Here is a 23,102-nt window from a genome sequence, read left to right as displayed (position 1 = left end):
GCTATCGCCCGTCGTCCTCCGTTGCCGAGGCGGGGTTCTCCCCGGGAGTCCCCGCACTTGCGGCTTCGGATGTTTCCGGACCTTGGGCGATGCGTACGGCGTCGCGCAGCTGCTGTCGCTGTTCGTCGCTCATCATCCCGAAGAAGGCGACGAGAGCGGCGGCGGGGTTGTCGCTCTGCGCCCAGGCGTCGTTCATGAGGGCGGCGGCGTAGGCGGCACGGGTGGAGACCGCCTCATATCGATAGGCCCGGCCTTCCGCCTCACGGCGCACCCAGCCCTTCTGATGGAGATTGTCCAAAACGGTCATCACCGTGGTGTAGGCGATGGACCGTTCCTGCTGAAGGTCTTCCAGGACTTCTCGAACGGTCACCGGGCGGTTCCACTTCCACACCCGCGTCATGACCGCGTCTTCGAGTTCTCCCAATGGGCGAGGCACAACTCAGAACAATAATGGGAGATCTCGCCAATCGCGTGCCGGACGTGCACCTTCATCGGCAAACATGAACAAAAAGGGCGCACGGCTCCGGGTGGGAGTCGTGCGCCCTTCGAGGGTGCGAGCGGACCGGCCGGTCAGGCGTCGGGGCCCGTGGAGGCCTGGCGGGCGCCCTCCGCGCGCGCGAGGGCGGCGTCGACGGCGGCGTCCTCCTTGGCCTTGTTTGCCCCGCCCTGGGTCTTCACGATCACCCGGATCAGACCGATGAAGAACACGGCCATGACGACCGGGGGCACGAGCGCGGAGACGTAGTCCATGGATCCAGAGTAGCCAGGGAGGAAAGGGACATCGGGGCGGGGTGGGGCTGGTGGCGGAGGCGCAGGTCGCGACTGGTGGCGACTGGTGGCGACTGGTGGCGACGGCTGGAGGCAGCTGGTGGCGGCCGATCGTCGCCGGTGGTGCCGCCTCAGCCTCAGCCCGCCACGAGTCGCCGCTGCTCCGGGTCCGCGGGCGGCGGGCTCGGTTTGCGGCGCGGGAAGACCTCGCCCGGCGTGGGGACGGGCCGGCGCTCCGGCTGCGGTGTGGAGGGCTTCGCCGGGACAGGTCGCGGTGCGGGCGGAGCCGGCTTCTCGGCGGGCTTTCTGCGCGGCTCCTCAGCCGGCCCGCCCTGTCCGCCCGACCCTCCCTGCCCGTCCTGCCCGTCCTGACCGCGCGGCGCGTGGGCCACGGCGAGGACTCGGTCGGCGTCGTCGCCGGAACGGCCTCCAGGGAGGGCCAGGAGGCGCGTACGGGACGCCGGGACCAGCGGAGCGGTGGAAGCGGCCCCGCGGGCCGTACGGCGGGCGAGACGGGCGCGTACGTCCCGTTCGGCGAGGACCTGGCAGCGCTCCAGGAGGGCGGCGGCGGCCGGATTGCCGCGCAGGGCGCGCAGCGCGGCCAGGTCGTCGGGGCCGGGCCGGTGACCTGCGGCCAGGACCTCCTCCAGGAGTGTCAGATAGCCGGCTGCGGTGCCGGGCAGGGCGGCGCGGTACCGGGCGAGGTCGGCCACCAGGAAGGCCCGCAGCCGGGCCGCCTCGCGCATCGCCTCGTCGAGGGAGTCGGCGAGGCGATGGCAGTCCTGGACGTCCTCGGCGGAGACGGGACCGGGGTGGAGGGCGAGGGCGAGGGCGCGGCGGAGCACACGCAGCTCCTCCGCACCGAACGCCATGCCGCCGCGGGATCCGTAGGGCGTGGGCATGCCGCGACGATACGCGCTAATCAGACAAATTTGACATAGCAGGCGAATGCGACGCGCCCGAATCCGCCCTGGTGGCCCCGTCGACGCCCATCACTGCGGCTCGTGCTCCGGCCCCGCCCACCGGCCGCCCGTCGCCTCACATCCGCGAGACGTTCCGCTCGTACACCAGCCGCAGTCCGATCAGCGTCAGCCAGGGCTCGTGCTCGTCGATCACCGAGGACTCGCCGAGCACCATGGGGGCGAGGCCGCCGGTGGCGATCACCGTCACGTCGTCCGGGTCCTCGGCCAGCTCCCGCGCCATCCGGCCGACCACACCGTCGACCTGGCCGGCGAACCCGTAGACGATGCCGGACTGCATGGCTTCGACCGTGTTCTTGCCGATCACGCTCCGGGGCCGCGCCACCTCGATCTTGCGCAGCTGGGCGGCCTTGACGCCGAGGGCCTCGACGGAGATCTCGATGCCGGGGGCGATGACCCCGCCGACGTACTCCCCGCGCGCGCTGATCGCGTCGAACGTGGTGGCCGTGCCGAAGTCGACGACGATCGCCGGACCGCCGTACAGCTCGTTCGCGGCGACCGCGTTGATGATGCGGTCGGCGCCGACCTCCTTGGGGTTGTCGAAGAGGATCGGCACGCCCGTCTTCACGCCGGGTTCGACGAGGACCGCGGGCACGTCGCCGTAGTAGCGGCGGGTCACCTCGCGCAGTTCGTGCAGCACGGAGGGGACCGTGGCGCAGATGGCGATCCCGTCGATGCCGTCGCCCAGCTCCACCCCGAGCAGCGGGTGCATGCCCATCAGGCCCTGGAGGAGGACCGCCAGTTCGTCGGCCGTACGGCGGGCGTCGGTCGAGATCCGCCAGTGCTCGACGATGTCCTCGCCGTCGAAAAGTCCCAGCACGGTGTGCGTGTTGCCCACGTCGATCGTCAGCAGCATGGCCGGTTCCCGCTCTCTATTCAGCCGCTCGCAGATCCAGGCCGATGTCCAGGATCGGCGAGGAGTGCGTGAGGGCCCCGACGGCCAGGAAGTCGACGCCGGTGTCGGCGTACGCCTTCGCGTTGTCCAGGGTGAGCCGGCCGGACGCCTCCAGCAGGGCGCGCCCGCCGACGACGCCGACCGCCTCCGCGCACTCCCCGGGCGTGAAGTTGTCCAGCAGGATCAGATCGGCGCCGGCCTCCACGACCTCGCGCAGCTGGTGCAGGGTGTCGACCTCGACCTCGATCGGCACGTCCGGGAAGGTCTCCCGTACGGCCTCGAAGGCCTGGGCGACGCCGCCTGCGGCGACCACGTGGTTGTCCTTGACCAGGGCCGCGTCGGAGAGCGACATGCGGTGGTTGACGCCACCGCCGCAGCGGACCGCGAACTTCTCCAGGGAGCGCAGGCCCGGTGTGGTCTTGCGGGTGTCACGCACGCGTGCCTTGGTGCCGTCCAGGACGTCCGCCCACGCGCGGGTGGCGGTCGCGATGCCGGAGAGGCGGCACAGCAGGTTGAGCGCGCTGCGCTCGGCGGTGAGCAGGTCACGCGTGCGCGTGGTGACCGACAGCAGCTTCTGCCCGGCCTCCACGCGGTCGCCGTCCTCGACGTGCCGCTCGACCTCGAACTCGTCCGTGCAGACGACCGAGACGACCGCCTCGGCGACCCGCAGGCCCGCGACGACGCCGGCCTCGCGCGCGGTGAAGTCGGCGGTGGCCACCGCGTCCTCGGGGATGGTCGCGACCGTGGTCACGTCCACGCCGTTGTCCAGGTCCTCCTGGATCGCGACGTTGGCGATGTCCTCGACCTCGACGGGGTCGAGTCCGGCGTCGGCCAGGAGCTGGGCGAGCGCGGGGTCGAGCCCGCACTCCAGGTACTCCTCGTCCGCGACGCCGTCGGCGCCGCAGGCGCAGCCGTCGCCGCAGCCGCCGCTCTGGGCGAGGGGAAGGTCGGGGGTGCTCACGTCTGTCACTGCCATTCCTGCTGGTGCTGCCGGGTCGGGGGGAAGTCTGCGGTATCGGTGGTGTGCACGGCGAGCGTGCGGTCCGGATTCAGCCGTACGACGATGTGGCGACGCCAGTCGGCGTCGTCGCGGTCGGCGCGGTCCTCGCGCCAGTGGCAGCCGCGGGTCTCCTCGCGCAGCGCGGCGGCGGCGACCAGGACGCGGGCCACGCACAGGAGGTTGGTGGCCTCCCAGGTGTCGACGCCGGGCTCGGCGGTCTTGCCGTTCTCGTCGAGGGCGTCGCGGGCCTCGGTGTGCAGCCGCTGGAGCTGGTCGGCGGCCTTCTTCAGGGAGTCGGCGGAGCGCAGGACGCCCGCGCCATCGGTCATGATCCGCTGGATCGCGAACCGGGCCTCCGGGGCGAGGAGCGGGTGCGCGGGCCGCTCGGGGTGCTCGACCGGTGCGGGCACACGCGCGTGCAGGCCGTCGTCCGCGTGGCTGTCGGTGATGTCGACGGCGATCCGCTCGGCGTAGACCAGGCCCTCCAGGAGGGAGTTGGAGGCCAGCCGGTTCGCGCCGTGCACACCGGTGCAGGCGACCTCGCCGCACGCGTACAGGCCCGGGACGGTCGTGCGGCCCCGGGAGTCGGTGCGCACGCCACCGGACGCGTAGTGGGCCGCCGGCGCTATCGGGATGGGCTCGTGGACGGGGTCGATGCCGTGGGCGCGGCAGGCGGCGAGGATCGTCGGGAAGCGGTGCTCCCACATGGCCGCGCCAAAGTGCCGGGCGTCCAGGAACATGTGTTCGGCGTCCTGCTCCTGCATGCGGCGCATGATGCCCTTGGCGACGATGTCCCGGGGCGCCAGCTCGGCCAGCTCGTGCTGCCCGACCATGAAGCGCACGCCGTCGGCGTCGACCAGGTGGGCGCCCTCGCCGCGTACCGCCTCGGAGACCAGCGGCTGCTGGCCCTCGGCGTCCGGGCCGAGGAACAGCACCGTGGGGTGGAACTGCACGAACTCCAGGTCGGAGACCTCGGCGCCGGCGCGCAGGGCGAGCGCCACGCCGTCGCCGGTGGACACGGACGGGTTGGTGGTCGCGGAGAACACCTGGCCCATGCCGCCGGTCGCGAGGACGACCGCGGGGGCGTGCACGGCGCCCACGCCGTCGTGCTGGCCCTCGCCCATGACGTGCAGGGTGACGCCCGCCGTACGGCCGTGCGCGTCCGTCAGCAGGTCCAGCACGAGCGCGTTCTCGATCGTGCGCAGGCCACGCGCGCGTACGGCCTCGACGAGCGCGCGGGAGATCTCCGCGCCGGTCGCGTCACCGCCCGCGTGCGCGATACGGCGCCGGTGGTGGCCGCCCTCGCGGGTGAGCTCCAGCCGGCCCTCGGACTCGTCGAAGTGGGCGCCGGTCTCGATGAGCCGCCGTACGGCGTCGGGGCCCTCGGTGACGAGGATCCGGACGGCCTCCTCGTCGCACAGGCCCGCGCCCGCCACCAGGGTGTCGTCGAGGTGCTGTTCGGGGGTGTCGCCCTCGCCGAGGGCCGCGGCGATGCCGCCCTGCGCCCAGCGGGTGGAGCCGTCGTCGAGGCGGGCCTTGGTGACCACGACCGTGCGCAGGCCGGCGGCCTCGCAGCGCAGGGCGGCGGTCAGGCCGGCGACGCCGGAGCCGACGACCACGACGTCCGCGGAGATGCTCCACCCGGGCGCGGGCGCGTGCAGTCGTATGCCTGTGCTGGTCACGAGGCGGCTCCGAAGGTTCCGAAGGTGAGGGGGAGGTTGTCGATCAGCCGGGTCGCCCCGACGCGGGCGGCGACGGCCAGGACGGCCTCGCCGGTGAAGTCGTCGTCGATCTCGGTGAAGTCCGACGGGTCGACGAGCGCGAGGTAGTCCAGTTCCAGCGGCGGGTCGAGGCGGACGGCCTCGTCGAGGATCTGCCGGGCGGCCGCGCGAACGGCCGCCGGGTTCCCCGGGGCGGCCTTGGCGACGGCGTGCGCGTCGGCTGCCGCGCGGGACTCCCCTATGGCGCTGAGCGCCTCGGCCCGTGCCTGGGTGGCGGGCACTTCACGCGCGCGTGCCCGCAGCGCCTCCTGGGCAGCGTGCCGGTCGCGGCCCGCGAACAGGGCGCCCGAGAGCGCGAGCGCGGTGCGCCGTTCCTTCGGGGAGAGAAAGCGGTTACGGCTGGACAGGGCCAGCCCGTCGGCCTCGCGGACGGTGGGGACGGCGACGATGTCGATGCCGAAGTTCAGGTCGCGGACCATGCGGCGGATCAGGGCGAGCTGCTGGGCGTCCTTCTGCCCGAAGAGGGCCACGTCGGGCCGGGTGAGGTGCAGCAGCTTGGCGACGACGGTGAGCATGCCGTCGAAGTGCCCGGGGCGCGAGGCGCCCTCCAGCCGCTCCCCCATGGGGCCCGCGCTGATCCGGACCTGGGGTTCGCCGCCCGGGTAGACCTCGTCCACGGACGGGGCGAACACGGCGTCCGCGCCGGCCTGCTCGGCGATCTTGAGGTCGGCGTCCAGGGTGCGCGGGTAGCGGTCGAGGTCCTCGCCCTCGCCGAACTGGAGGGGGTTCACGAAGACCGTGACGACGACCTCGCCGTCCGGTCCGGCGATCTCCCGGGCGTTGCGTACGAGGGTGGCGTGGCCCTCGTGCAGGGCGCCCATCGTCATCACGACGGCCCGGCGGCCCGCACGCGTGCGTGCGTGCAGTTCGGCGGCGGTGCGCAGCAGGGTGGTGGTCATCCGGCATCTCCTTCGGTGCCGTGCGTGCCGTGCGGGCCCTCGGGGTCGCGGGTGCCATGGGGGCCGTCCGCGAGCACCCCGAGGAGGTCCTCGGCGAGTTCGGGCTTGAGCAGCCCGTGGGCGAGCGCGCGGTCGGCGGTGGCGCGGGCCATCGCCAGATAGCCGTCGACGGCCTGCGGGGCGTGCCGGCGCAGCTCGGAGACGTGTGCGGCGACCGTGCCCGCGTCACCGCGCGCGACGGGCCCGGTGAGCGCCGCGTCGCCGGAACGCAGCGCGTTGTCGAGGGCGGCGCCGAGCAGCGGGCCCAGCATCCGGTCGGGGGCCTCCACGCCCGCCGCCCGGAGCAGCTCCATGGACTGGGCGACCAGGGTGACCAGGTGGTTCGCGCCCAGAGCGAGGGCCGCGTGGTAGAGCGGGCGGTTCTCCTCGGCGATCCACTCCGGCTCGCCGCCCATCTCGATGACGAGCGCCTCGGCGGCCAGCCGCAGCTCGTCGGGGGCGGTGACGCCGAAGGAGCACCCGGCCAGGCGCTGGACGTCCACGGGCGTGCCGGTGAACGTCATCGCCGGGTGCAGGGCCAGCGGCAGCGCGCCCGCGCGCAGGGCGGGGTCGAGGACCCGTGCGCCGTAGCGCCCGGAGGTGTGCACGAGCAGCTGGCCCGGCCGGACGGCGCCGGTCTCGGCGAGGCCCTCGACGAGCCCGGGCAGGACGTCGTCGGGGACGGTCAGCAGCACCAGGTCTGCCCGCCGGAGGACTTCCGCGGGCGGGACGAGGGGCACGTCGGGCAGCAGCAGCGCGGCCCGCCGCCGGGAGGCGTCGGAGACACCGGAGACGGCCACCGGGCGGTGCCCGGCGAGCTGGAGGGACGCGGCCAGCGCGGGGCCCACGCGGCCGGCGCCGACGACGCCGACGGTGAGCCGCGCGGGGCGGTCCCTGGGGTCTGGCTGTTGGACTGTACTCACGCGACGGCGGCCTTCCGTTCCAGTCCGCTCGGGGTACCGGACGATTTCTCGTCATGTTAACGCGATTGGTTCGAGGGGAGTCCGACTGTCCACAGGCTGTGGGTAATCTCGCAGCGAAACGCCGCGCGGGAGTCCACGGGAAATCCGTGTGCCCGCGCGAACCGGCGCGCGGCATGATCCGCGCATGACGGATACGGCGAAGCAGAGCGACCAGGACGAGGGGAAGTCGCCGCAGCAGCGGCTGCGGGAGCGGCGGAGGGCGGCCTTCCGGGCGGCCGAGCGCGTCCTGTCGCGCGGGGGCTTCCTGGGCACGCTGCGTGAGCGGCTCGCTCAGCTCCAGGAGGCCGCGCCCGAGGTCTACGACCTGGACGAGCGCGCGGACGTCTACGGCGACGGGGTCGTGGCGGCCTTGGAGGAGCGGGTCGCCGCGCTGCTGGGGACGGAGGCGGCCGCGTTCTTCCCGACCGGCACCATGGCCCAGCAGGTCGCCCTGCGCTGCTGGGCGGGCCGCACCGGCGACACCACGGTCGCGTTGCACGGGCTGGCCCATCCCGAGGTGCACGAGCGGGGCGCGCTGTCCGTGGTCAGCGGATTGCGCACGGTCCGGCTGACGAGCGAGCCCCGACTGCCGACGGCCGACGAGGTGCGTGGCTTCGAGGAGCCGTTCGGCGCGCTGATGCTGGAACTGCCCCTCAGGGACGCCGGTTTCGTGCTGCCCACCTGGGAGGAGCTGACCGAGCTTGTGGAGGCGGCGCGCGAGCGCGACGCGGTGGTGCACTTCGACGGCGCGCGCCTGTGGGAGTCCACCGTCCACTTCGGCCGCCCGCTGGACGAGATAGCCGGTCTCGCGGACAGCGTCTACGTGTCGTTCTACAAGTCCCTCGACGGCTTCGGCGGTGCCGCGCTCGCCGGCCCGCGCACCCTGGTCGAGGAGGCGAAGGCCTGGCGGCACCGGTACGGCGGCATGGTCTTCCAGCAGTTCCCCACCGCCTTGTCGGCGCTCGTCGGCCTGGAGCGGGCGCTGCCCCGGCTGCCCGAGTACGTGCGGCACGCGCGCGTGGTGGCCGCCGCGCTGCGCGAGGGGTTCGCCGAGTCGGGCGTGGCGTGGGCGCGCGTGCACCCCGAGGTGCCGCACACCCACGAGTTCCGGGTCTGGCTGCCGTACGAGCCCGATGTGGCGGCCGAGGCGGCGGCACTCCAGGCCGAGGAGACCGGGACGATGCTGTTCGCCACCCCCTGGGACGCCGGCGGGCCGGGACTGTCGTTCACCGAGGTGACCGTCCGCTCCCAAGGGCTGGAGTGGACGGCGGACGACGTGAAGGCGGCGGTCGCCGACTTCGTCGCCCGGGTGGAGTCGGTGGCCGGGAGGTAGTTCCGGGCGGGGGGGGAAGCGGGAGGAGCGGACGGTCGGCGGGTCGGGCGCGAGTGGTGCGGGCGGAGCAGGCGGCCCGGGGCCCTCCGGACTCGCCCCTTGGCCCGGTCGTCCCAGGTTGCGCCCGGCCGGCGGGGTTCGTCGCGTCGTTTGACGGCAGCCGTCAATCGAGGGCGGCGTTGTCAGTGGCCGGGTGCACCATGAGGGCATGAGCGTGAGCATCGACATCGCGGGGCTGCGGCCGGAGAGGGTCGCCGTCGTGCCCTCGCCCCTGGCCGAGCTGGGCATGGCGCTGCACGCCCTGTCCGAGCCCGGCCATCACCCCCGCCTCCAGGGCTGGGCCACCGGCGTCACCGCAGGGCTCGACCCGCATCTCGCCGACCGGATGTGCGAGGCGGACTTCCTGTGGCGGACGACGTTCTCGGACACCTTCCTGCCGTACGCGGGCATCCCGAGCGGCGCCACGCTCCCGGGGGCCACGCTCGCCGAGGAGCTGGACCTCCTGGACAAGCTGACGGACGAGCAGTTCGTGGACGCGGCCCTGGAGTTCATCACGTGCTCGCTCACCTACGACATGCAGACGGCGGACTTCCTCTCCGACGCGTCCGCGCGCCTGCGGGCCCTGGAGGCCGCCGCCTATCGCGGCCCGCAGCAGGTGCGGTTCACCCAGCGACTGCTCGACGACCCGCCCGGCGTCCGTGCGTGGGTGCGCCGCTTCCTGGAGGACTGCGACGAGGCGTTCTTCGCGGACGCCTGGTCCCGGCTGTCGCACCAGCTGGCGGCGGACGCCCGGCACAAGACGGAGCTGCTGCGGCACAAGGGGCTGGCGGACGCGCTGGCCGCCGTCTCCCCGGTGGTGACGCTGGACGAGGCGGCCGGGCGGATCGTCGTCGACAAGCTGCTGGAGGGCCGCACCTCGCTGCGAGACGGCGGCCTGCTTCTCGTCCCGACCAGCTTCGGCTGGCCGCACCTCAGTGTGCTGCACCGGGCGGGCTGGCAGCCCGTGCTGCACTACCCGGTCGGCTCCCCCGACCCCGCCTCGCCACCGTCGGTCGAGCAGCTCACGCTGCGGATGACCGCCCTGTCCCATCCCGTCCGGATGCGGATCTGCCGCTATCTGGCGCGCAGCGCCTACACCACGACCGAACTGGCCCAGGTGCAGGGCATGACGGCCCCCGAGATATCCCGGCACCTCGCCGTCCTGAAGAAGGCCCGACTGGTCACCACCCGCAGGCGCGGCCGGTACGTGCTGCACCAGCTGGACGTGGCGGTGGTGGCGCGGCTGGGCAGCGACTTCCTGGAAGGCCTGCTCAGATAGCCGCCCCGTACGCGGCCCCGGCGGCCCCCATGTCAGCCGTGGCCCCCCGCGTCAGCCGTGGCCGCCCGCGCGGACGAGCCCCGTCTCGTACGCCAGGACGACGACCTGCACACGGTCGCGCAGCCCCAGCTTGGTCAGGATGCGGCCCACATGGGTCTTGACGGTCGCCTCGGACAGCACGAGCCGGGCCGCGATCTCCCCGTTGGACAGGCCCTGCGCGACCAGCACCATGACCTCGCGCTCGCGGCCGGTCAGCCGCTCCAGCTCCTGGTGCTGGGGCTCCTTGCCGGTGGACGGCAGCATCGGCGCGAACCGGTCGAGGAGACGGCGGGTGGTGGAGGGGGCGACGACGGCGTCACCGCTGTGCACGGAACGGATCGCGGCGAGCAGCTCACCGGGCGGCACGTCCTTGAGCATGAAGCCGGAGGCGCCCGCCTTCAGTCCGGAGAACGCGTACTCGTCGAGGTCGAAGGTGGTCAGGATCAGCACCTTCGGCGGGTCGGGCTCCTCGCAGATCCGCCGGGTCGCCTCCACGCCGTCCAGCTTCGGCATGCGGACGTCCATCAGGACGACGTCGACCGCCGTGGACCGCACCACCTGAAGGGCCTCGACGCCGTCGCCCGCCTCGGCCACGACCTCCATGTCCGGCTGGGCGGCGAGCACCATCCGGAACCCGGTGCGCAGCAGCACCTGGTCGTCGACGAGCATCACGCGGATCGTCATCGGGTCCTCTTCCGTGGGTTGGTTACAAGTACGGGGGGCGGGGGCGCGGGGCGTGACAGGTGTCGCGGGGCGTGACAGGTGTCAACGGGGGGCGTGCGTTCGCGTCAATGCGCCGGTTTGAGCGGGAGCAGCACGCTGATGCGGAATCCTCCGCCCGGGCGCGGGCCCGCGTCCAGGGTTCCGCCGACCATGCCGACCCGTTCCCGCATGCCGATCAGGCCGTGGCCCTGGCCGTCGACGCCGCCCTCCTCGTACAGCTCGTGCGGGGCGCCCTTGCCGTCGTCCTCGACGAGGAGGCCGAGGCCGTCGTCGAAGTAGACCAGACGGACGCTGGCGCCCGCGTTCGGCCCTCCGTGCTTGCGCGTGTTCGTCAGCGCCTCCTGCACGATGCGGTACGCGGTCAGCTCGACACCGCTGGGCAGCGGCCGCGGGGTCCCCTCGATCTTGAAGTCCACGGGCAGTCCGGAACCCCGGCACTGCTGGACGAGGTCCTCGATCTGCTCGACGTCCGGCTGCGGCACGTACTCGCCGCCCTCCTGGTGCTCCCCGGTGCGCAGCACGCCCAGCAGGCGCCGCATCTCGGCGAGGGCCTGGCGTCCGGTCGAGGAGATCGTCTCCAGGGCCTTCTTCGCCTGGTCGGGTGCGGCGTCGAGGACGTACGCGGCGCCGTCGGCCTGCACCACCATCACCGACACGTTGTGCGCGACGACGTCGTGCAGCTCGCGCGCTATCCGGGCGCGCTCGGCGGCGACCGCGACCTTCGCCTGCGCCTCGCGCTCCTTCTCCAGGCGCGCCGCGCGCTCCTCCAGCTGCGCGAAGTAGGCCCGCCGGGTACGCACCGAGTCGCCGAGCACCCACGCGAGCGCGAACGGCACCGTCTGGAAGACGACGATCGCGACCTGGCCCGGGACACTCACGTTCTCCTGCGGCCAGCGCAGGCTCGCCACGGTCGCCGCGCCCAGTCCCATGACCAGCGCGAGCCGGGAGGCCCAGCGGGCACCGGTCGCGGCGACCGTGTAGACGATCACCAGCAGGGCGAAGTCGGCGGCCGTGATCCCGACGTTCAGCACCAGCTGCGCGATCCCGAGCGCGGCGGCCAGCAGCAGCATCTTCTCGGGCATACGCCGACGCAACGCGATGACCAGGCACAACAGGAGGACGACGGGCACGAGCAGCGCCGTGGAGTTGGTGCCACCCCGCTCCTGACCGGCGGTTCCGGCGGCCACGGAGATCCCGAACAGGACGAGGGCCCAGAAGCCGTCGACCCAGGTCGGGTGTCTGCGGAGGAAGTCGTAGAGGCGCTGCACGTGACCCAGCGTAGGGAAGGGGGAAGTGTGCGGGGGTCAACCGGAGGGCCGATCCGTTCCCGACGCGCGTACTCCGCAAGGTGGAGGCGATGATCACCTGTACGCCTAGTCTGTCCGGGTGGCGCGAGAGGTGACCGGTTTCGGCGAGTGGCGCGGGTGGCGTGCGGCGGCCCGGTCCGCCCTGTACGGGGCGGACGGCGACGGAGGCTTCTACCGGCGGCCCGAGGGCCCGGCCGGGCACTTCCGGACGTCCGTGCACGCGTCGCCGCTCTTCGCCTCGGCCGTGGCCCGGCTGCTGTGCCGTGTGGACGAGGCGCTGGGCCGGCCCGCGTCGCTCGACTTCGTCGACATGGCGGCCGGGCGCGGCGAACTGGTCAGCGGGGTGCTCGCCGCGCTGCCCGCCGACGTGGCGGCCCGCACGCGCGCGTACGCCGTCGAGATCGCCGGCCGTCCCGAGGGCCTCGCCCACCGGATCGAGTGGCTGGCCGATCCTCCGCCGCAGGTCACGGGGCTGCTCTTCGCCAACGAGTGGCTCGACAACGTGCCCCTGGAGGTCGCGGAGGTCGACTCCGCGGGCGTACCGCGGCTGGTGCTCGTCCGCGACGACGGCACCGAGCGGCTCGGGGATCCCGTCTCCGGGGCGGAGGCGGAGTGGCTCGCGCGGTGGTGGCCGCTGCCGGCCGAGGAAGGGCTCCGCGCGGAGATCGGGCTGCCCCGGGACACGGCCTGGGCGTCCGCCGTCTCGGGTGTCGCGCGCGGGCTCGCGGTGGCGGTGGACTACGCCCACACGGCCGGCGCCCGGCCCCCGTTCGGGACCCTCACCGGTTTCCGGGAGGGACGCGAGACGGCTCCCGTACCGGACGGGTCGTGCGACATCACGGCGCACGTGGCACTGGACGCGTGTGCCGCGGCGGGTACGGAGGCGGGCCGCGCGAAGGCGGGCACGGCGGCGGATGCGACGGCGGATTCGGACGGCTGCACGGCGGCGGGTGCGGACAGGTACGCGACCGCGGACGCGCCGGAGCGCGCGACCCTGATTCCCCAGCGCGCCGCCCTGCACGCCCTGGGCATCGCGGGCGCGCGCCCCCCGCTCGCGCTCGCCTCCACGGACCCCTCGGCCTACGTCCGCGCCCTCGCGAGCGCCGGGGAAGCCGCCGAACTCACCGCACCGGGCGGGCTGGGCGACTTCGGGTGGCTGCTCCAGCCCGTTGGAATTCCGAACCCACTGACGGACGAGCCGGCGTGACCTACTTGTCGATGTCCCCGACCACGAAGAACATCGACCCCAGGATCGCCACCATGTCCGCGACCAGCGTGCCCGGCAGCAGCTCGGTGAGCACCTGGATGTTGTTGTAGGAGGCGGACCGCAGCTTCAGGCGGTACGGCGTCTTCTCGCCCTTGCTGACGAGGTAGTAGCCGTTGATGCCGAGCGGGTTCTCGGTCCACGCGTACGTGTGCCCCTCGGGCGCCTTGAGGACCTTCGGGAGCCGCTGGTTGATCGGGCCGGGCGCCAGCTCGGCGAGACGGTCCAGGCAGGCGTCCGCGAGGTCGAGCGCGTTGTGGGTCTGGGCCAGCAGGCACTCGAAACGGGCGAGGCAGTCGCCCTCGCTCCGGGTGACCACCTTCAGGGTGTCCTGCAGCTCCCCGTAGGCCAGGTAGGGCTCGTCGCGGCGCAGGTCGAAGTCGACGCCCGAGCCGCGCGCGATCGGCCCGCTCACGCCGTACGCGTGCACCGCCCGGGCCGTGAGGGTGCCCACGCCACGCGTGCGCCCCCGGAAGATCTCGTTGCCGAGGACGAGGTCGTCGAAGACGTCCATGCGCGAGCGCACGGCGGAGACGGCGGCACGCGCGCGTGCGGCCCAGCCGGCCGGCAGGTCCTCCTTGAGGCCGCCGACGCGGTTGAACATGTAGTGCATGCGCCCGCCGGAGACCTCCTCCATGACGTTCTGGAGCACCTCGCGCTCACGGAACGCGTAGAAGACCGGGGTGATGCCGCCCAGTTCCAGCGGATAGGAGCCCAGGAACATCAGGTGGTTGAGGACCCGGTTCAGCTCCGCGAGCAGCGTGCGTGTCCATACCGCGCGCGGGGGGACCTCCATGCCGAGCATCCGCTCCACGGCGAGGACCACACCCAGCTCGTTCGAGAAGGCGGACAGCCAGTCGTGGCGGTTGGCCAGCATGACGATCTGCCGGTAGTCGCGCGCCTCGAACAGCTTCTCCGCGCCCCGGTGCATGTAGCCGATCACCGGCTCCGCGTGCTGGATGCGCTCGCCGTCCAGCACGAGCCGCAGCCGCAGCACGCCGTGCGTGGACGGGTGCTGGGGGCCGATGTTCAGCACCATGTCGGTGCTCTCCGCGGCACCGCCGATCCCGACCGTGGTCTCCGTCGTAGGAGTCATGGGCACAGTCTCCCCTACGTACGCTGACCGTATGGAAACGGGGAGCCCGGGGGGCGTGGAGACGGCGGCGGACGAGCCGGTGTGGACCGGACTGCCGCCGGGGCTGCTGCGGATGCGGCGGCTGTTGCTGGTGGTGTGGCTGGGCCTGGCGGCCGTGGCCGCCGGGCTGCCGCTCGGCCTGCTCGCCGGCCCCGGCTGGGCGGCGTTCGCGCTGCTGCCGCTGGCCGGGATCGGCTGGGGCTGGGTGCTGCTCGGCCGCAACTGGCGCTCCTGGCGCTACGCCGAGCGCGCCGACGACCTGCTGATCAGCCGGGGTGTGCTGTGGCGGGAGGAGACCGTGGTGCCGTACGGGCGGATGCAGCTGGTCGAGGTCACCTCCGGGCCCGTGGAGAGGCACTTCGGGCTGTCCAGCGTCCAGCTGCACACGGCGGCCGCCGCGACCGACGCGACCATCCCGGGCCTGGACCCGGCCGAGGCGGAGCGGCTGCGCGACCGGCTCACCGCGCTCGGCGAGGCCCGATCGGCGGGGCTGTGACGGCGCCGGGCGCCGACGACGGCGGATCCGACGCACCAGAAGTCGGCGCGCTGGCGGGCGGGTCCGGGGCCGACGGCCTACCCGACGCGTCCGGCACACCCGGGGAGCGCCCCGGGCGGCCCGTCACCGAGCGCCGGCTGCATCCCATAACGCCGTTCCGGCGGGCCTGGGCGCCCGTCGCGGTGCTCGTCGGCTGGGCGGCGCACGACCCGAACCAGACGCAGCAGCAGCTGACCCGGCTGACCACCACGACCTTGCTGATCGCGCTCGCCGTACTGCTCCCGGCGGCCGCCGCGTACGGGTTCCTGACCTGGTGGTTCACCCACTTCGCGGTGACGGACAGCGAGCTGCGCATCCGTACCGGTCTGCTGTTCCGGCGCACCGCGCACATCCGGCTGGAGCGCATCCAGGCGATCGACGTCACCCAGCCGCTGCTCGCGCGCGTCGCGGGGGTGGCGAAGCTGCGGCTCGACGTCGTCGGGGTGGAGAAGAAGGACGAGCTGGCCTTCCTGGGCGAGGAGGAGGCCCGCGCGCTGCGTGCCGAGCTGCTCGCGCGGGCGGCGGGTTTCGCGCCCGAGACGGCGCACGAGGTGGGCGAGGCGCCGGCGCGCGAGCTGGTGCGCGTACCGGCGCGCGAACTGGCGATCGCGCTGGTGCTGACCGGAGCGACCTGGGGTGCGCTGGCCGCCGCGCTCGTCGTACCGCCGGTGCTGTGGCTGACGACGCACAGCGTGGTCACGGTCCTGGCGACCGGCCTGCCGCTGCTCGGCGCTGCGGGCGCGAGCAGCGTGGGGCGGTTCGTCGGCGAGTACGACTGGCGGGTCGGCGAGTCCCCGGACGGGCTGCGCATCGACCACGGGCTCCTGGACCGCGCCCACGAGACGGTGCCCCCGGGACGCGTGCAGACCGTGCGGATCGTCCAGCCCTTGCTGTGGCGGCGGCGCGGCTGGGTGCGCGTGGAGCTGGACGTGGCCGGGTCGTCCAACTCCGTGCTCCTGCCGGTCGCCCCGCGCGTGGCGGCGGAGGCCGTCATCGCGCGCGTGCTGCCCGGCGTGACCGTCCCGCCGACGGATGCCCTGTCCCGCCCGCCGCGCCGGGCCGGGCGGTGCGTGCCGCTGTGGTGGCGGGGCTACGGCATCACCGTCACGGACGCGGTGTTCGCGGCCCGGCATGGACTGCTGCGCCGGCACCTGTCGCTCGTGCCCCATGCGAAGGTGCAGAGCGTACGGCTGTCCCAAGGGCCCTGGCAGCGCCTCTGGCGCCTCGCGGACGTCCATGTGGACACGGGAGCCGACAAGACCGTCACGGCCCGGCTGCGGGACGCACAGGAGGCCGCGGAACTGCTCCGCGGCCAGGCCGAGCGGTCCCGGACCGGGCGCCGGGACGCGCGGCCCGACCGGTGGATGGCCCTGGAGACGACGCGGGAGACGACGCGGGCCCCGCGGCCGACGTCCTGACGACGGCGGTGCGGGGCCCGGGGGTCGACCGGCTCTCGGGGCGGTTCAGGAAGCGGCGCTGCGCAGTCCGTGAAGGTTGATCTGCTCGGTCTCGTCGTGCGCGGTCAGGTCGATCACCTGGCCCACACCGCGCGCCTCCGCACCGGCGGGCTTGAACTCCGCCTCGGCCTCGGCCTTGTGCAGTGCCAGGGCCTCCTGCCCGACGACGTCGGCGAGGTCCTCGTTGTGCATGTCCGCGAGAGCGTCGGACGACGTGGCGCTCTTCGTGCCGAAGAAGTCGAACCCGCCCTCCGCCGTGGGACGCCGTACGGGCGGCGTGGCCGGGACGACGGCGACGGCGGTCGGCACGGTGAAGTGCCCGGAGGGCCGCACCACGGGGGCGGCGGGACGCCGGACGAGCGCGGTCGAATCGGAGAGGGAGGGCGCCGGAGCCGGGGGCTCCAGGGCGTCGGCCTCTTCCGGAGCGGGCGATTCGGCAGCGGTGGCTCCCGAAGAGGTCTCTCTCGCCGGGCTCTCGTGCTGCTCGGCGACCGTGTGGAGGGCGGCCGCGCGCGTGTGCTCGTCGACCGCCTCGGGCTTCCCCTCCGCCTCGTCCTCCCGGGCGGCATCCGCGTCGCCGCCGGAAGCACCGGTCGTACCGCTCGCACCGCTCGCGGTCTCGGCGGAGACCGCGTTCGCGGGCTCCTCACCGGCCGGGTCGTCGTCCTTGGCGGTCTCGGTGGCCTTGGCAGCCTTTGCGGCCTTGGCCGCGTCCGGGTCGAGCTTGATCAGCGCCACCCGGGCACGCAGGAACAGCTTGGAACCCTCGGGAGAGAAAGCCGCCGGAGCGTCGGGCTCCTCCTCGGCGGCACCGCTCATGTCGAGCGGCTCGTCGGCAGTCCCGGCCGTGTCGACGGCCGTTTCCTTCGTCTCGGCCGCGTCGTCGGCCGTGCCAACGGTCATGTCGTCGGCCGTGTCGTTCGTCTCGGCAGTCTCGGTCTCGCGCGTGTCGGCGGCGTCCGTCTCCTGGTCCTGCGCCGAGCGCGCGGGCGGCAGGGCGGGCGGCGCCGTGGTCTCTATCTCGAGCAGGCGGCGGCCCTCCAGGGCGCTCGCCCGCTCGGTCTCCGCGGTGGCGTAGCGGCGCAGCAGGGCGGCGTGCTCGTTGCGCAGGCCGGCCAGCTCGGCGCGCTTGGCCCGCAGCCGCTGTTCCAGCTTGACGCGCAGCTCACGCGATTCGTCGAGGTCTGTCTCCAGTTCGGCGACGCGTTCCTCGAAGCGCCACTCGTCGCTCGCACGCGCGCGCGTGAGGTCGGCTACGTGCCTGCCGGCCTGCATGTCCCAGCGGCGCATGACGACGCCGCCGAGGACCGCCGTCACCGCGGCGGCCGCGGCCAGACCTCGGAGCACCATGGGCTCCGTGAACAGCCAGGGTCCCAGGGCGCAGACGACCGAGACACCTGCGATCGCCGAGGGAGGCAGCAGCCTGTGCAAAGGCGGGGAATGGCGGTGACGTCCACGTGGCATGGCCAGAAACTTACCGCGCGTAGGCGAATGTTGGCGCCCCGCCCCGCAAAAACACAGCCATACCGAAGTCTTCACAGGACATCAGGAAACAGACAGGTCGCCGAATTCAACAGGACACAAGATCATTTCCGGTAGGGCCCGACCCGAGCCGGACGCCACCCGACCCCCACCGCCCGCTTCCCGCCCGCTCACCGGTCGCTCAGCCGCCCGCTGATCCACTCCAGAGTCGGCGGGATCTCCCGTCGCCAGGTATTGAAGTTGTGCCCGCCGCTTTCGAGGATGATCGACGAGATCCTCGTCTTGTCCGTGGCCTTCACCTGGTCGATGAACTTCAGCGTGGCCTTGTAGTTGGATTCTCCAACCTTGCTGCTCGTGACCAGCAGAGAGGTGTCGGGGGCGGAACGGTTCTTCAGATACCAGTGCAGATCGGCCTCGTTGCGCAGGGTCTCGTTCCCGTGGAAGAGGTCGCCGGTCGTCGGGTCCTTCGGCGCCTTGTAGTACGCCGACAGGCCCGCGCCCGCCGCGTACACGTCCGGGTGGTGCATCGCGAGCTTCAGCGCGCAGTAACCGCCCGTCGAGTCCCCGATGATGCCCCAGCTGCCGGGCTTCTTCCCGACCCTGTAGTGGGCCGTCACCGCGTCCGGCAGATCCTTGGCGAAGAACGACTCGGTCTGCGGCCCGCCCGGGATGTCCACGCACTCCGTGTCGCGCGGCGGCGCCACCGTGGGCCGCAGCATCACCAGGATCATCGGCTGCATCCGCCCGTCCTTGGCGAGCTGCCGCGCGGTGCGCGGGTAGTGCAGCTTGTCCACGAGCGCCTCCGCCGTCCCGGGGTAGCCGGTCAGGACGACGGCCGCCGGGAACGTACGCGTGCGGTTCGCCGGGTCGAAGTACTCCGGCGGCAGGTACACGTACGCGGGCGTGGCGATGCGTGTCGTACGGCCGCTGACGGCCACCTTCTGGATCTGCCCGCCGTACCGCGGCCGTCCCCCGCCCCCGCCCACGTCCCGGGTGTCGAGGACCTGAAGGGGTCCGCCCGGCGCGCCGCCCGCCGTGTGGTCGACGACGACGCCGACGTCCGTCTCCCGGCCGAGGAGGTCCGCCCAGCTGGCGTAGAACCCGAAGGCCTGGTTCGCGAAGAGGCCCACCGACACGAACAGCGACAACTGCGTGGCGAACAGCAGGCCGACGCGTCCGCTGACGGCCCGCCAGCCGCGCCGGGCCAGGCGCGGCCACAGCCACACCGTGCCGACGAACAGCGCCGAGGCGAACGCAACGGACAACAGCAGCACTGTGGTGCTCGTAAGACCCATGCGGTGGCTTCCTGCCTGCTCTCCGTCCGGGCACAGACCCGTCCCCCCGACTCCTTCGCGAGGGCTTGTCCCGGACTTTCCCTGGCCTTTTCAGTGGCTTTGAGGAGCCGAGTGAACCTCTCTCCCCCAGACACCGTCCTAGAGGGCGCAATGTCGCCGGATGCCCGAATCGGCACCGGGTCCAAGGTCTCTCGCGGAACAACGGGATGCGATGTCTGTCAGGGAAGATGGGGAAATGTCGGGCGGGGTTCCGAATCGATCAGGCCTGGTGCGGCGGGTAGCGCGTGGCCCGCGCCCCGAGTCCGTGCCCGTCCTCGTCGGCAGAGCCTGTGCCCTCGTCGGCCTGCTGGACGTGGCCGCGGGTGTCTTCCCGCGGTTCCGGCACAGCCGTATGCACACCCTCGCCGAGGTGCTGCCCGGCTCGTTCGGCCCGTTCGCCGCGGCGCTCTCGCTCAGCGTCGGCGTCCTGCTGCTGCTCCTCGCCCACGGCCTCAAGCGCTCCAAGCGACGCGCGTGGCGCGCCGCGGTGGTGCTGCTCCCGGCGGGCGCGGCCGCCCAGTTCGTGTACCGCCACTCGATCGTGGGCGCGCTCATCTCCCTCGCGCTCCTGGTGCCGCTGGTGGTCCACCGCGACCAGTTCGCCGCCCTGCCCGACCCGCGCAGCCGCTGGCGCGCGCTCGCCAACTTCGTCCTCATGGGCGCCGGTTCCCTCGGTCTCGGACTGGTCATCGTCAGCGTCCACCCGAACCGCCTGATCGGCGACCCGAGCCTGGCCGATCGCATTACGCACGTCCTGTACGGCCTCTTCGGCTTCGAGGGCCCGGTCGACTACTCGGGCAACACGTCCTGGACCGTCGCCTTCTCGCTCGGCGCCCTGGGCTGGATCACCGCGGTCACCACCGTCTACCTGGCCTTCCGGCCCGAACACCCGGCCGCGCGCCTCACCGAGGACGACGAGGCCCGGCTGCGTGCCCTGCTGGTGAAGCACGGCCGCCGCGACTCCCTCGGCCACTTCGCGCTGCGCCGCGACAAGGCGGTCGTCTTCTCGCCCAGCGGCAAGGCCGCGGTGACGTATCGCGTCGTCTCCGGCGTGATGCTCGCCAGCGGTGACCCGATCGGTGACGTCGAGGCCTGGCCCGGCGCCATCGAGCGCTTCATGGACGAGGCCAAGGCCCACTCCTGGACGCCCGCCGTCATGGGCTGCTCGGAGACCGGCGGCGAGGTCTGGACCCGGGAGACCGGCCTCGACGCCCTCGAACTGGGTGACGAGGCGGTGGTGGACGTCGCGGATTTCTCGCTCGCCGGCCGCGCGATGCGCAACGTGCGCCAAATGGTCAAGCGCATCGAGCGTGCCGGTTACGAAACCCGGGTACGACGTGTCCGTGACCTCGGCGAGGCCGAGCTGGACCGGATCAGGCGGGCCGCCGAGGACTGGCGCGGCACCGACACCGAGCGCGGCTTCTCCATGGCGCTGGGCCGGGTCGGCGACCCGGCCGACGGCGACTGCCTCATCGCCACCGCCCACAAGGCCGACGAGACCCCCGGTCCGTACGGCGACCTGAAGGCGATCCTGCACTTCGTGCCCTGGGGCACCGACGGCGCCTCCCTGGACCTGATGCGGCGCGACCGCGCGGCGGACCCGGGCATGAACGAACTGCTGATCGTCGCCGCGCTCCAGGCCGCCCCCAGGTTCGACATCACACGCGTGTCCCTGAACTTCGCGATGTTCCGCTCGGCGCTGGCCCGCGGCGAGAAGATCGGCGCGGGGCCGGTGCTGCGCGCCTGGCGGGGTCTGCTGGTGTTCCTCTCCCGCTGGTTCCAGATCGAGTCCCTGTACAAGTTCAACGCCAAGTTCCAGCCCCGCTGGGAGCCCCGCTTCGTCGTCTACCGCGCCTCCGGCGACCTGCCCCGCATCGGTTTCGCCGCCATGCAGGCCGAGGGCTTCGTCAACCTCGCCGTCCCCCTGCCCCGCTTCCTGCGCCGGCGCGCGAAGCCGGCACGCGTGTGTGCGCACGGGCTGGCGGAGAGAGACGTGCGGGCGGCGTAGGAGCGAGAAGGGGCCGTGGCCGGTGAGCCGCGGCACGGCCCCTTCGAACGCCGGGCGCCCGGGCCGGGCGGAGTCCCCGTCCGCCGCTGGGCCTACGCTGAACATATGAGCAAGCAGAGCGGACGCGGACGGGTCGCGGGTCTTCCGGAATGGGACCGCTGCGCGGTCATGGGGGTCGTCAACGTGACCCCCGACTCCTTCTCCGACGGTGGCCGCTGGTTCGACACGACGGCCGCCGTCAAACACGGCCTCCACCTCGTCGACGAGGGCGCCGACCTCGTCGACGTCGGCGGCGAGTCCACCCGCCCCGGCGCCACCCGCGTCGACGAGGCCGAGGAACTGCGCCGGGTCGTCCCCGTCGTCCGCGGCCTCGCCGCCGAGGGCGTCGTCGTCTCCGTCGACACCATGCGCGCCTCCGTCGCCGCCCAGGCCCTCGCCGCCGGCGCCGCCCTCGTCAACGACGTCAGCGGCGGCCTCGCCGACCCGGAGATGATCCCGGTGGTGGCCGACTCCGGCGCACCCTTCGTCGTCATGCACTGGCGCGGCTTCCTCGAGGGCGGCAACGTCAAGGGCGTCTACGCCGACGTCGTCGCCGAGGTCGTCAACGAACTGCACGCGCGCGTGGACGCCGTTCTGGCGGGCGGCATCGCCCCCGACCGGGTCGTGGTCGACCCCGGCCTCGGCTTCTCCAAAGACGCCGAACACGACCTCAACCTGCTCGCCCACCTCGACCGGCTGCGCACACTCGGACACCCGCTGCTCGTCGCCGCCTCCCGCAAGCGGTTCCTCGGCCGCGTCCTGGCCGGACCGGAGGGCGCACCGCCCCCCGCGCGCGAGCGCGACGCCGCCACGGCCGCCGTCTCCGCGCTCGCCGCGCACAACGGCGCATGGGCGGTGCGCGTGCACGAGGTCCGCGCGACAGCGGACGCCGTGCGGGTCGCGCGCGCCGTGGAAGGAGCCCGGTGAGCGCCCCCCACACCGACGTCGAACAGGTCGAGGCCGCCAACACCGCCTTCTACGAGGCGCTGGAGCGGGGCGACTTCGAGACGGTGTCCGGGCTCTGGCTCACCCCCGCCGACCTCGGCGTCGACGAGGAGTACCACGACCCGGCGGACACTGGCGTGATCTCCTGCGTGCACCCCGGCTGGCCGGTGCTCACCGGCCGCGGCGACGTGCTGCGGTCGTACGCGCTGATCATGGCGAACACCGACTACATCCAGTTCTTCCTGACCGACGTCCATGTCTCCGTCACCGGCGACACGGCCGTGGTGACCTGCACGGAGAACATCCTCAGCGGCGGCCCCGCCCCGTCGGCCGGCGAGGAGCTGGGGCCGCTCGTGGGCCAGCTGGTGGTCGCCACGAACGTGTTCCGCCGCACCCCCGACGGCTGGAAGCTCTGGTCGCACCACGCCTCCCCGGTCCTGGCGGAGAACGACGAACCCGAGGGCGACGAGGACGGCGACGCACCGTCGTGACGGCGGACGCATCGCCCTGAACCTGCCGACGCATCGCCCTGAACCGGCGGACACGACGCCCTGGACCGGCAGACCCGCCGCCGTGACCTGACGACAACAAGGGATGATCCCCCCAAACAATCAGCAACCCCCCGAACCCGCCCGTTCCCCCTCCTGAACCAAGGAGTGGTTGGAATCACGAACCCGCGGGTAGGGGCGGCTACCACCCCGTGAGCCGCCGGGTTCCCCAAGGGAAACGCCCGGTGAAAACTCCCGGCACCCGGCCGGGCCACGCCAGGCGGAGCCCGGCCCTGTCAGTGCTCGCAGGTAGATTCGTTCGAGGCCGGGGTGTCGCCCGCACGCGGCACGGGCCGGCCGAAACCGACGAT

21 protein-coding genes are annotated in these 23,102 nt (G+C 73.1%); 8 read left to right on the top strand and 13 right to left on the bottom strand.

The genetic code is table 11. The annotated features are described in order from the left end of the window. Position 1 precedes the first annotated feature (1 nt). The 8 genes from ACZ6D7_RS26340 to ACZ6D7_RS26305 all read right to left on the bottom strand — a co-directional run bounded on the left by ACZ6D7_RS26340 (position 2) and on the right by ACZ6D7_RS26305 (position 7,285). On the bottom strand, positions 2 to 424 hold the full coding sequence (locus tag ACZ6D7_RS26340; protein ID WP_469495422.1) for a BlaI/MecI/CopY family transcriptional regulator: 423 nt from the start codon (positions 422 to 424) through the stop codon (positions 2 to 4). A 146-nt stretch (positions 425 to 570) separates the two neighbouring features. Next, entirely contained in the window at positions 571 to 750 is a 180-nt protein-coding gene (locus ACZ6D7_RS26335; RefSeq protein ID WP_469495419.1) for a hypothetical protein, read from the bottom strand. A gap of 155 nt (positions 751 to 905) precedes the next feature. Further along, positions 906 to 1,640, bottom strand: a complete 735-nt coding sequence (locus ACZ6D7_RS26330; protein ID WP_469495538.1) for a hypothetical protein — start codon at positions 1,638 to 1,640, stop codon at positions 906 to 908. A gap of 166 nt (positions 1,641 to 1,806) precedes the next feature. Further along, a complete protein-coding gene (locus ACZ6D7_RS26325; RefSeq protein ID WP_469495416.1) occupies positions 1,807 to 2,604 on the bottom strand; it encodes a type III pantothenate kinase in 798 nt (265 codons plus the stop codon). 16 nt (positions 2,605 to 2,620) lie between these two features. After that, positions 2,621 to 3,604: a carboxylating nicotinate-nucleotide diphosphorylase gene (gene nadC, locus ACZ6D7_RS26320; protein ID WP_469495535.1), complete on the bottom strand. Its 984-nt coding sequence runs from the start codon at positions 3,602 to 3,604 to the stop codon at positions 2,621 to 2,623. A 5-nt stretch (positions 3,605 to 3,609) separates the two neighbouring features. Further along, on the bottom strand, positions 3,610 to 5,325 hold the full coding sequence (locus tag ACZ6D7_RS26315) for an L-aspartate oxidase (protein ID WP_469495413.1): 1,716 nt from the start codon (positions 5,323 to 5,325) through the stop codon (positions 3,610 to 3,612). Next, positions 5,322 to 6,323, bottom strand: a complete 1,002-nt coding sequence (panC, locus tag ACZ6D7_RS26310) for a pantoate--beta-alanine ligase (protein ID WP_469495410.1) — start codon at positions 6,321 to 6,323, stop codon at positions 5,322 to 5,324. The genes ACZ6D7_RS26315 and panC overlap by 4 nt, the downstream gene beginning before the upstream one ends. Further along, on the bottom strand, positions 6,320 to 7,285 hold the full coding sequence (locus ACZ6D7_RS26305; RefSeq protein ID WP_469495407.1) for a Rossmann-like and DUF2520 domain-containing protein: 966 nt from the start codon (positions 7,283 to 7,285) through the stop codon (positions 6,320 to 6,322). Before ACZ6D7_RS26305 ends, panC begins: the two co-directional genes overlap by 4 nt. A gap of 184 nt (positions 7,286 to 7,469) precedes the next feature. Here ACZ6D7_RS26305 and ACZ6D7_RS26300 point away from each other — a divergent pair, with 184 nt between their 5' ends. Then, positions 7,470 to 8,657, top strand: a complete 1,188-nt coding sequence (locus tag ACZ6D7_RS26300; protein WP_469495404.1) for a threonine aldolase family protein — start codon at positions 7,470 to 7,472, stop codon at positions 8,655 to 8,657. 208 nt (positions 8,658 to 8,865) lie between these two features. Next, positions 8,866 to 9,975 carry a DUF5937 family protein gene (locus ACZ6D7_RS26295; protein ID WP_469495403.1) on the top strand — a complete coding sequence of 370 codons (1,110 nt, stop codon included), beginning with the start codon at positions 8,866 to 8,868 and terminating at the stop codon, positions 9,973 to 9,975. A 51-nt stretch (positions 9,976 to 10,026) separates the two neighbouring features. Here the strand turns inward: ACZ6D7_RS26295 and ACZ6D7_RS26290 are convergent, their stop codons facing one another. Further along, positions 10,027 to 10,698: a response regulator transcription factor gene (locus ACZ6D7_RS26290; RefSeq protein ID WP_469495400.1), complete on the bottom strand. Its 672-nt coding sequence runs from the start codon at positions 10,696 to 10,698 to the stop codon at positions 10,027 to 10,029. Positions 10,699 to 10,802: 104 nt separating this feature from the next. Continuing rightward, complete coding sequence (locus tag ACZ6D7_RS26285; protein WP_469495398.1) at positions 10,803 to 12,005, bottom strand: sensor histidine kinase; 1,203 nt, start codon at positions 12,003 to 12,005, stop codon at positions 10,803 to 10,805. Positions 12,006 to 12,123: 118 nt separating this feature from the next. On the opposite strand from ACZ6D7_RS26285, the gene ACZ6D7_RS26280 reads away from it, so the two are divergent. Further along, the gene (locus tag ACZ6D7_RS26280) at positions 12,124 to 13,251 is read left to right on the top strand and encodes an SAM-dependent methyltransferase (RefSeq protein ID WP_469495395.1); all 1,128 of its coding nucleotides are present in this window, start codon (positions 12,124 to 12,126) and stop codon (positions 13,249 to 13,251) included. 1 nt (position 13,252) lies between these two features. Here ACZ6D7_RS26280 and ACZ6D7_RS26275 read toward each other — a convergent pair whose 3' ends face one another. Next, on the bottom strand, positions 13,253 to 14,404 hold the full coding sequence (locus ACZ6D7_RS26275; protein ID WP_469495392.1) for an NADH-quinone oxidoreductase subunit D: 1,152 nt from the start codon (positions 14,402 to 14,404) through the stop codon (positions 13,253 to 13,255). Between the two features lie 31 nt (positions 14,405 to 14,435). Here ACZ6D7_RS26275 and ACZ6D7_RS26270 point away from each other — a divergent pair, with 31 nt between their 5' ends. Together ACZ6D7_RS26270 and ACZ6D7_RS26265 are read left to right on the top strand one after the other, a co-directional pair. Further along, a complete protein-coding gene (locus ACZ6D7_RS26270; RefSeq protein ID WP_469495388.1) occupies positions 14,436 to 14,939 on the top strand; it encodes a PH domain-containing protein in 504 nt (167 codons plus the stop codon). A gap of 50 nt (positions 14,940 to 14,989) precedes the next feature. Further along, on the top strand, positions 14,990 to 16,396 hold the full coding sequence (locus ACZ6D7_RS26265) for a PH domain-containing protein (protein WP_469495532.1): 1,407 nt from the start codon (positions 14,990 to 14,992) through the stop codon (positions 16,394 to 16,396). A gap of 45 nt (positions 16,397 to 16,441) precedes the next feature. Here the strand turns inward: ACZ6D7_RS26265 and ACZ6D7_RS26260 are convergent, their stop codons facing one another. Then, entirely contained in the window at positions 16,442 to 17,899 is a 1,458-nt protein-coding gene (locus ACZ6D7_RS26260; protein ID WP_469495384.1) for a hypothetical protein, read from the bottom strand. Positions 17,900 to 18,087: 188 nt separating this feature from the next. Then, positions 18,088 to 19,212, bottom strand: a complete 1,125-nt coding sequence (locus ACZ6D7_RS26255) for an alpha/beta hydrolase (protein ID WP_469495379.1) — start codon at positions 19,210 to 19,212, stop codon at positions 18,088 to 18,090. Positions 19,213 to 19,447: 235 nt separating this feature from the next. On the opposite strand from ACZ6D7_RS26255, the gene ACZ6D7_RS26250 reads away from it, so the two are divergent. From ACZ6D7_RS26250 to ACZ6D7_RS26240, 3 genes are all read left to right on the top strand, one after another. Next, positions 19,448 to 21,259, top strand: a complete 1,812-nt coding sequence (locus tag ACZ6D7_RS26250; RefSeq protein WP_469495375.1) for a phosphatidylglycerol lysyltransferase domain-containing protein — start codon at positions 19,448 to 19,450, stop codon at positions 21,257 to 21,259. Positions 21,260 to 21,364: 105 nt separating this feature from the next. Then, positions 21,365 to 22,225, top strand: coding sequence for a dihydropteroate synthase (gene folP, locus ACZ6D7_RS26245; protein WP_469495372.1), 861 nt, complete (start codon positions 21,365 to 21,367; stop codon positions 22,223 to 22,225). Continuing rightward, complete coding sequence (locus tag ACZ6D7_RS26240) at positions 22,222 to 22,734, top strand: nuclear transport factor 2 family protein (protein ID WP_469495369.1); 513 nt, start codon at positions 22,222 to 22,224, stop codon at positions 22,732 to 22,734. Before folP ends, ACZ6D7_RS26240 begins: the two co-directional genes overlap by 4 nt. The last annotated feature ends 368 nt before the right edge of the window (positions 22,735 to 23,102 follow it).

The sequence above is a fragment of the Streptomyces sp. NPDC041784 genome (assembly GCF_055591025.1).
This window is presented reverse-complemented; position numbering and strand designations above follow the sequence as displayed.

Coding starts and splice junctions, on each gene's coding strand:
- panC (WP_469495410.1), bottom strand. CDS start 6,323: ATGACCACCACCCTGCTGCGCACCGCCGCCGAACTGCACGCACGCACG.
- ACZ6D7_RS26335 (WP_469495419.1), bottom strand. CDS start 750: ATGGACTACGTCTCCGCGCTCGTGCCCCCGGTCGTCATGGCCGTGTTC.
- ACZ6D7_RS26255 (WP_469495379.1), bottom strand. CDS start 19,212: ATGGGTCTTACGAGCACCACAGTGCTGCTGTTGTCCGTTGCGTTCGCC.
- ACZ6D7_RS26295 (WP_469495403.1), top strand. CDS start 8,866: ATGAGCGTGAGCATCGACATCGCGGGGCTGCGGCCGGAGAGGGTCGCC.
- ACZ6D7_RS26300 (WP_469495404.1), top strand. CDS start 7,470: ATGACGGATACGGCGAAGCAGAGCGACCAGGACGAGGGGAAGTCGCCG.
- ACZ6D7_RS26330 (WP_469495538.1), bottom strand. CDS start 1,640: ATGGCGTTCGGTGCGGAGGAGCTGCGTGTGCTCCGCCGCGCCCTCGCC.
- ACZ6D7_RS26290 (WP_469495400.1), bottom strand. CDS start 10,698: ATGACGATCCGCGTGATGCTCGTCGACGACCAGGTGCTGCTGCGCACC.
- ACZ6D7_RS26325 (WP_469495416.1), bottom strand. CDS start 2,604: ATGCTGCTGACGATCGACGTGGGCAACACGCACACCGTGCTGGGACTT.
- ACZ6D7_RS26250 (WP_469495375.1), top strand. CDS start 19,448: ATGTCGGGCGGGGTTCCGAATCGATCAGGCCTGGTGCGGCGGGTAGCG.
- ACZ6D7_RS26260 (WP_469495384.1), bottom strand. CDS start 17,899: ATGCCACGTGGACGTCACCGCCATTCCCCGCCTTTGCACAGGCTGCTG.
- ACZ6D7_RS26275 (WP_469495392.1), bottom strand. CDS start 14,404: ATGACTCCTACGACGGAGACCACGGTCGGGATCGGCGGTGCCGCGGAG.
- ACZ6D7_RS26270 (WP_469495388.1), top strand. CDS start 14,436: ATGGAAACGGGGAGCCCGGGGGGCGTGGAGACGGCGGCGGACGAGCCG.
- folP (WP_469495372.1), top strand. CDS start 21,365: ATGAGCAAGCAGAGCGGACGCGGACGGGTCGCGGGTCTTCCGGAATGG.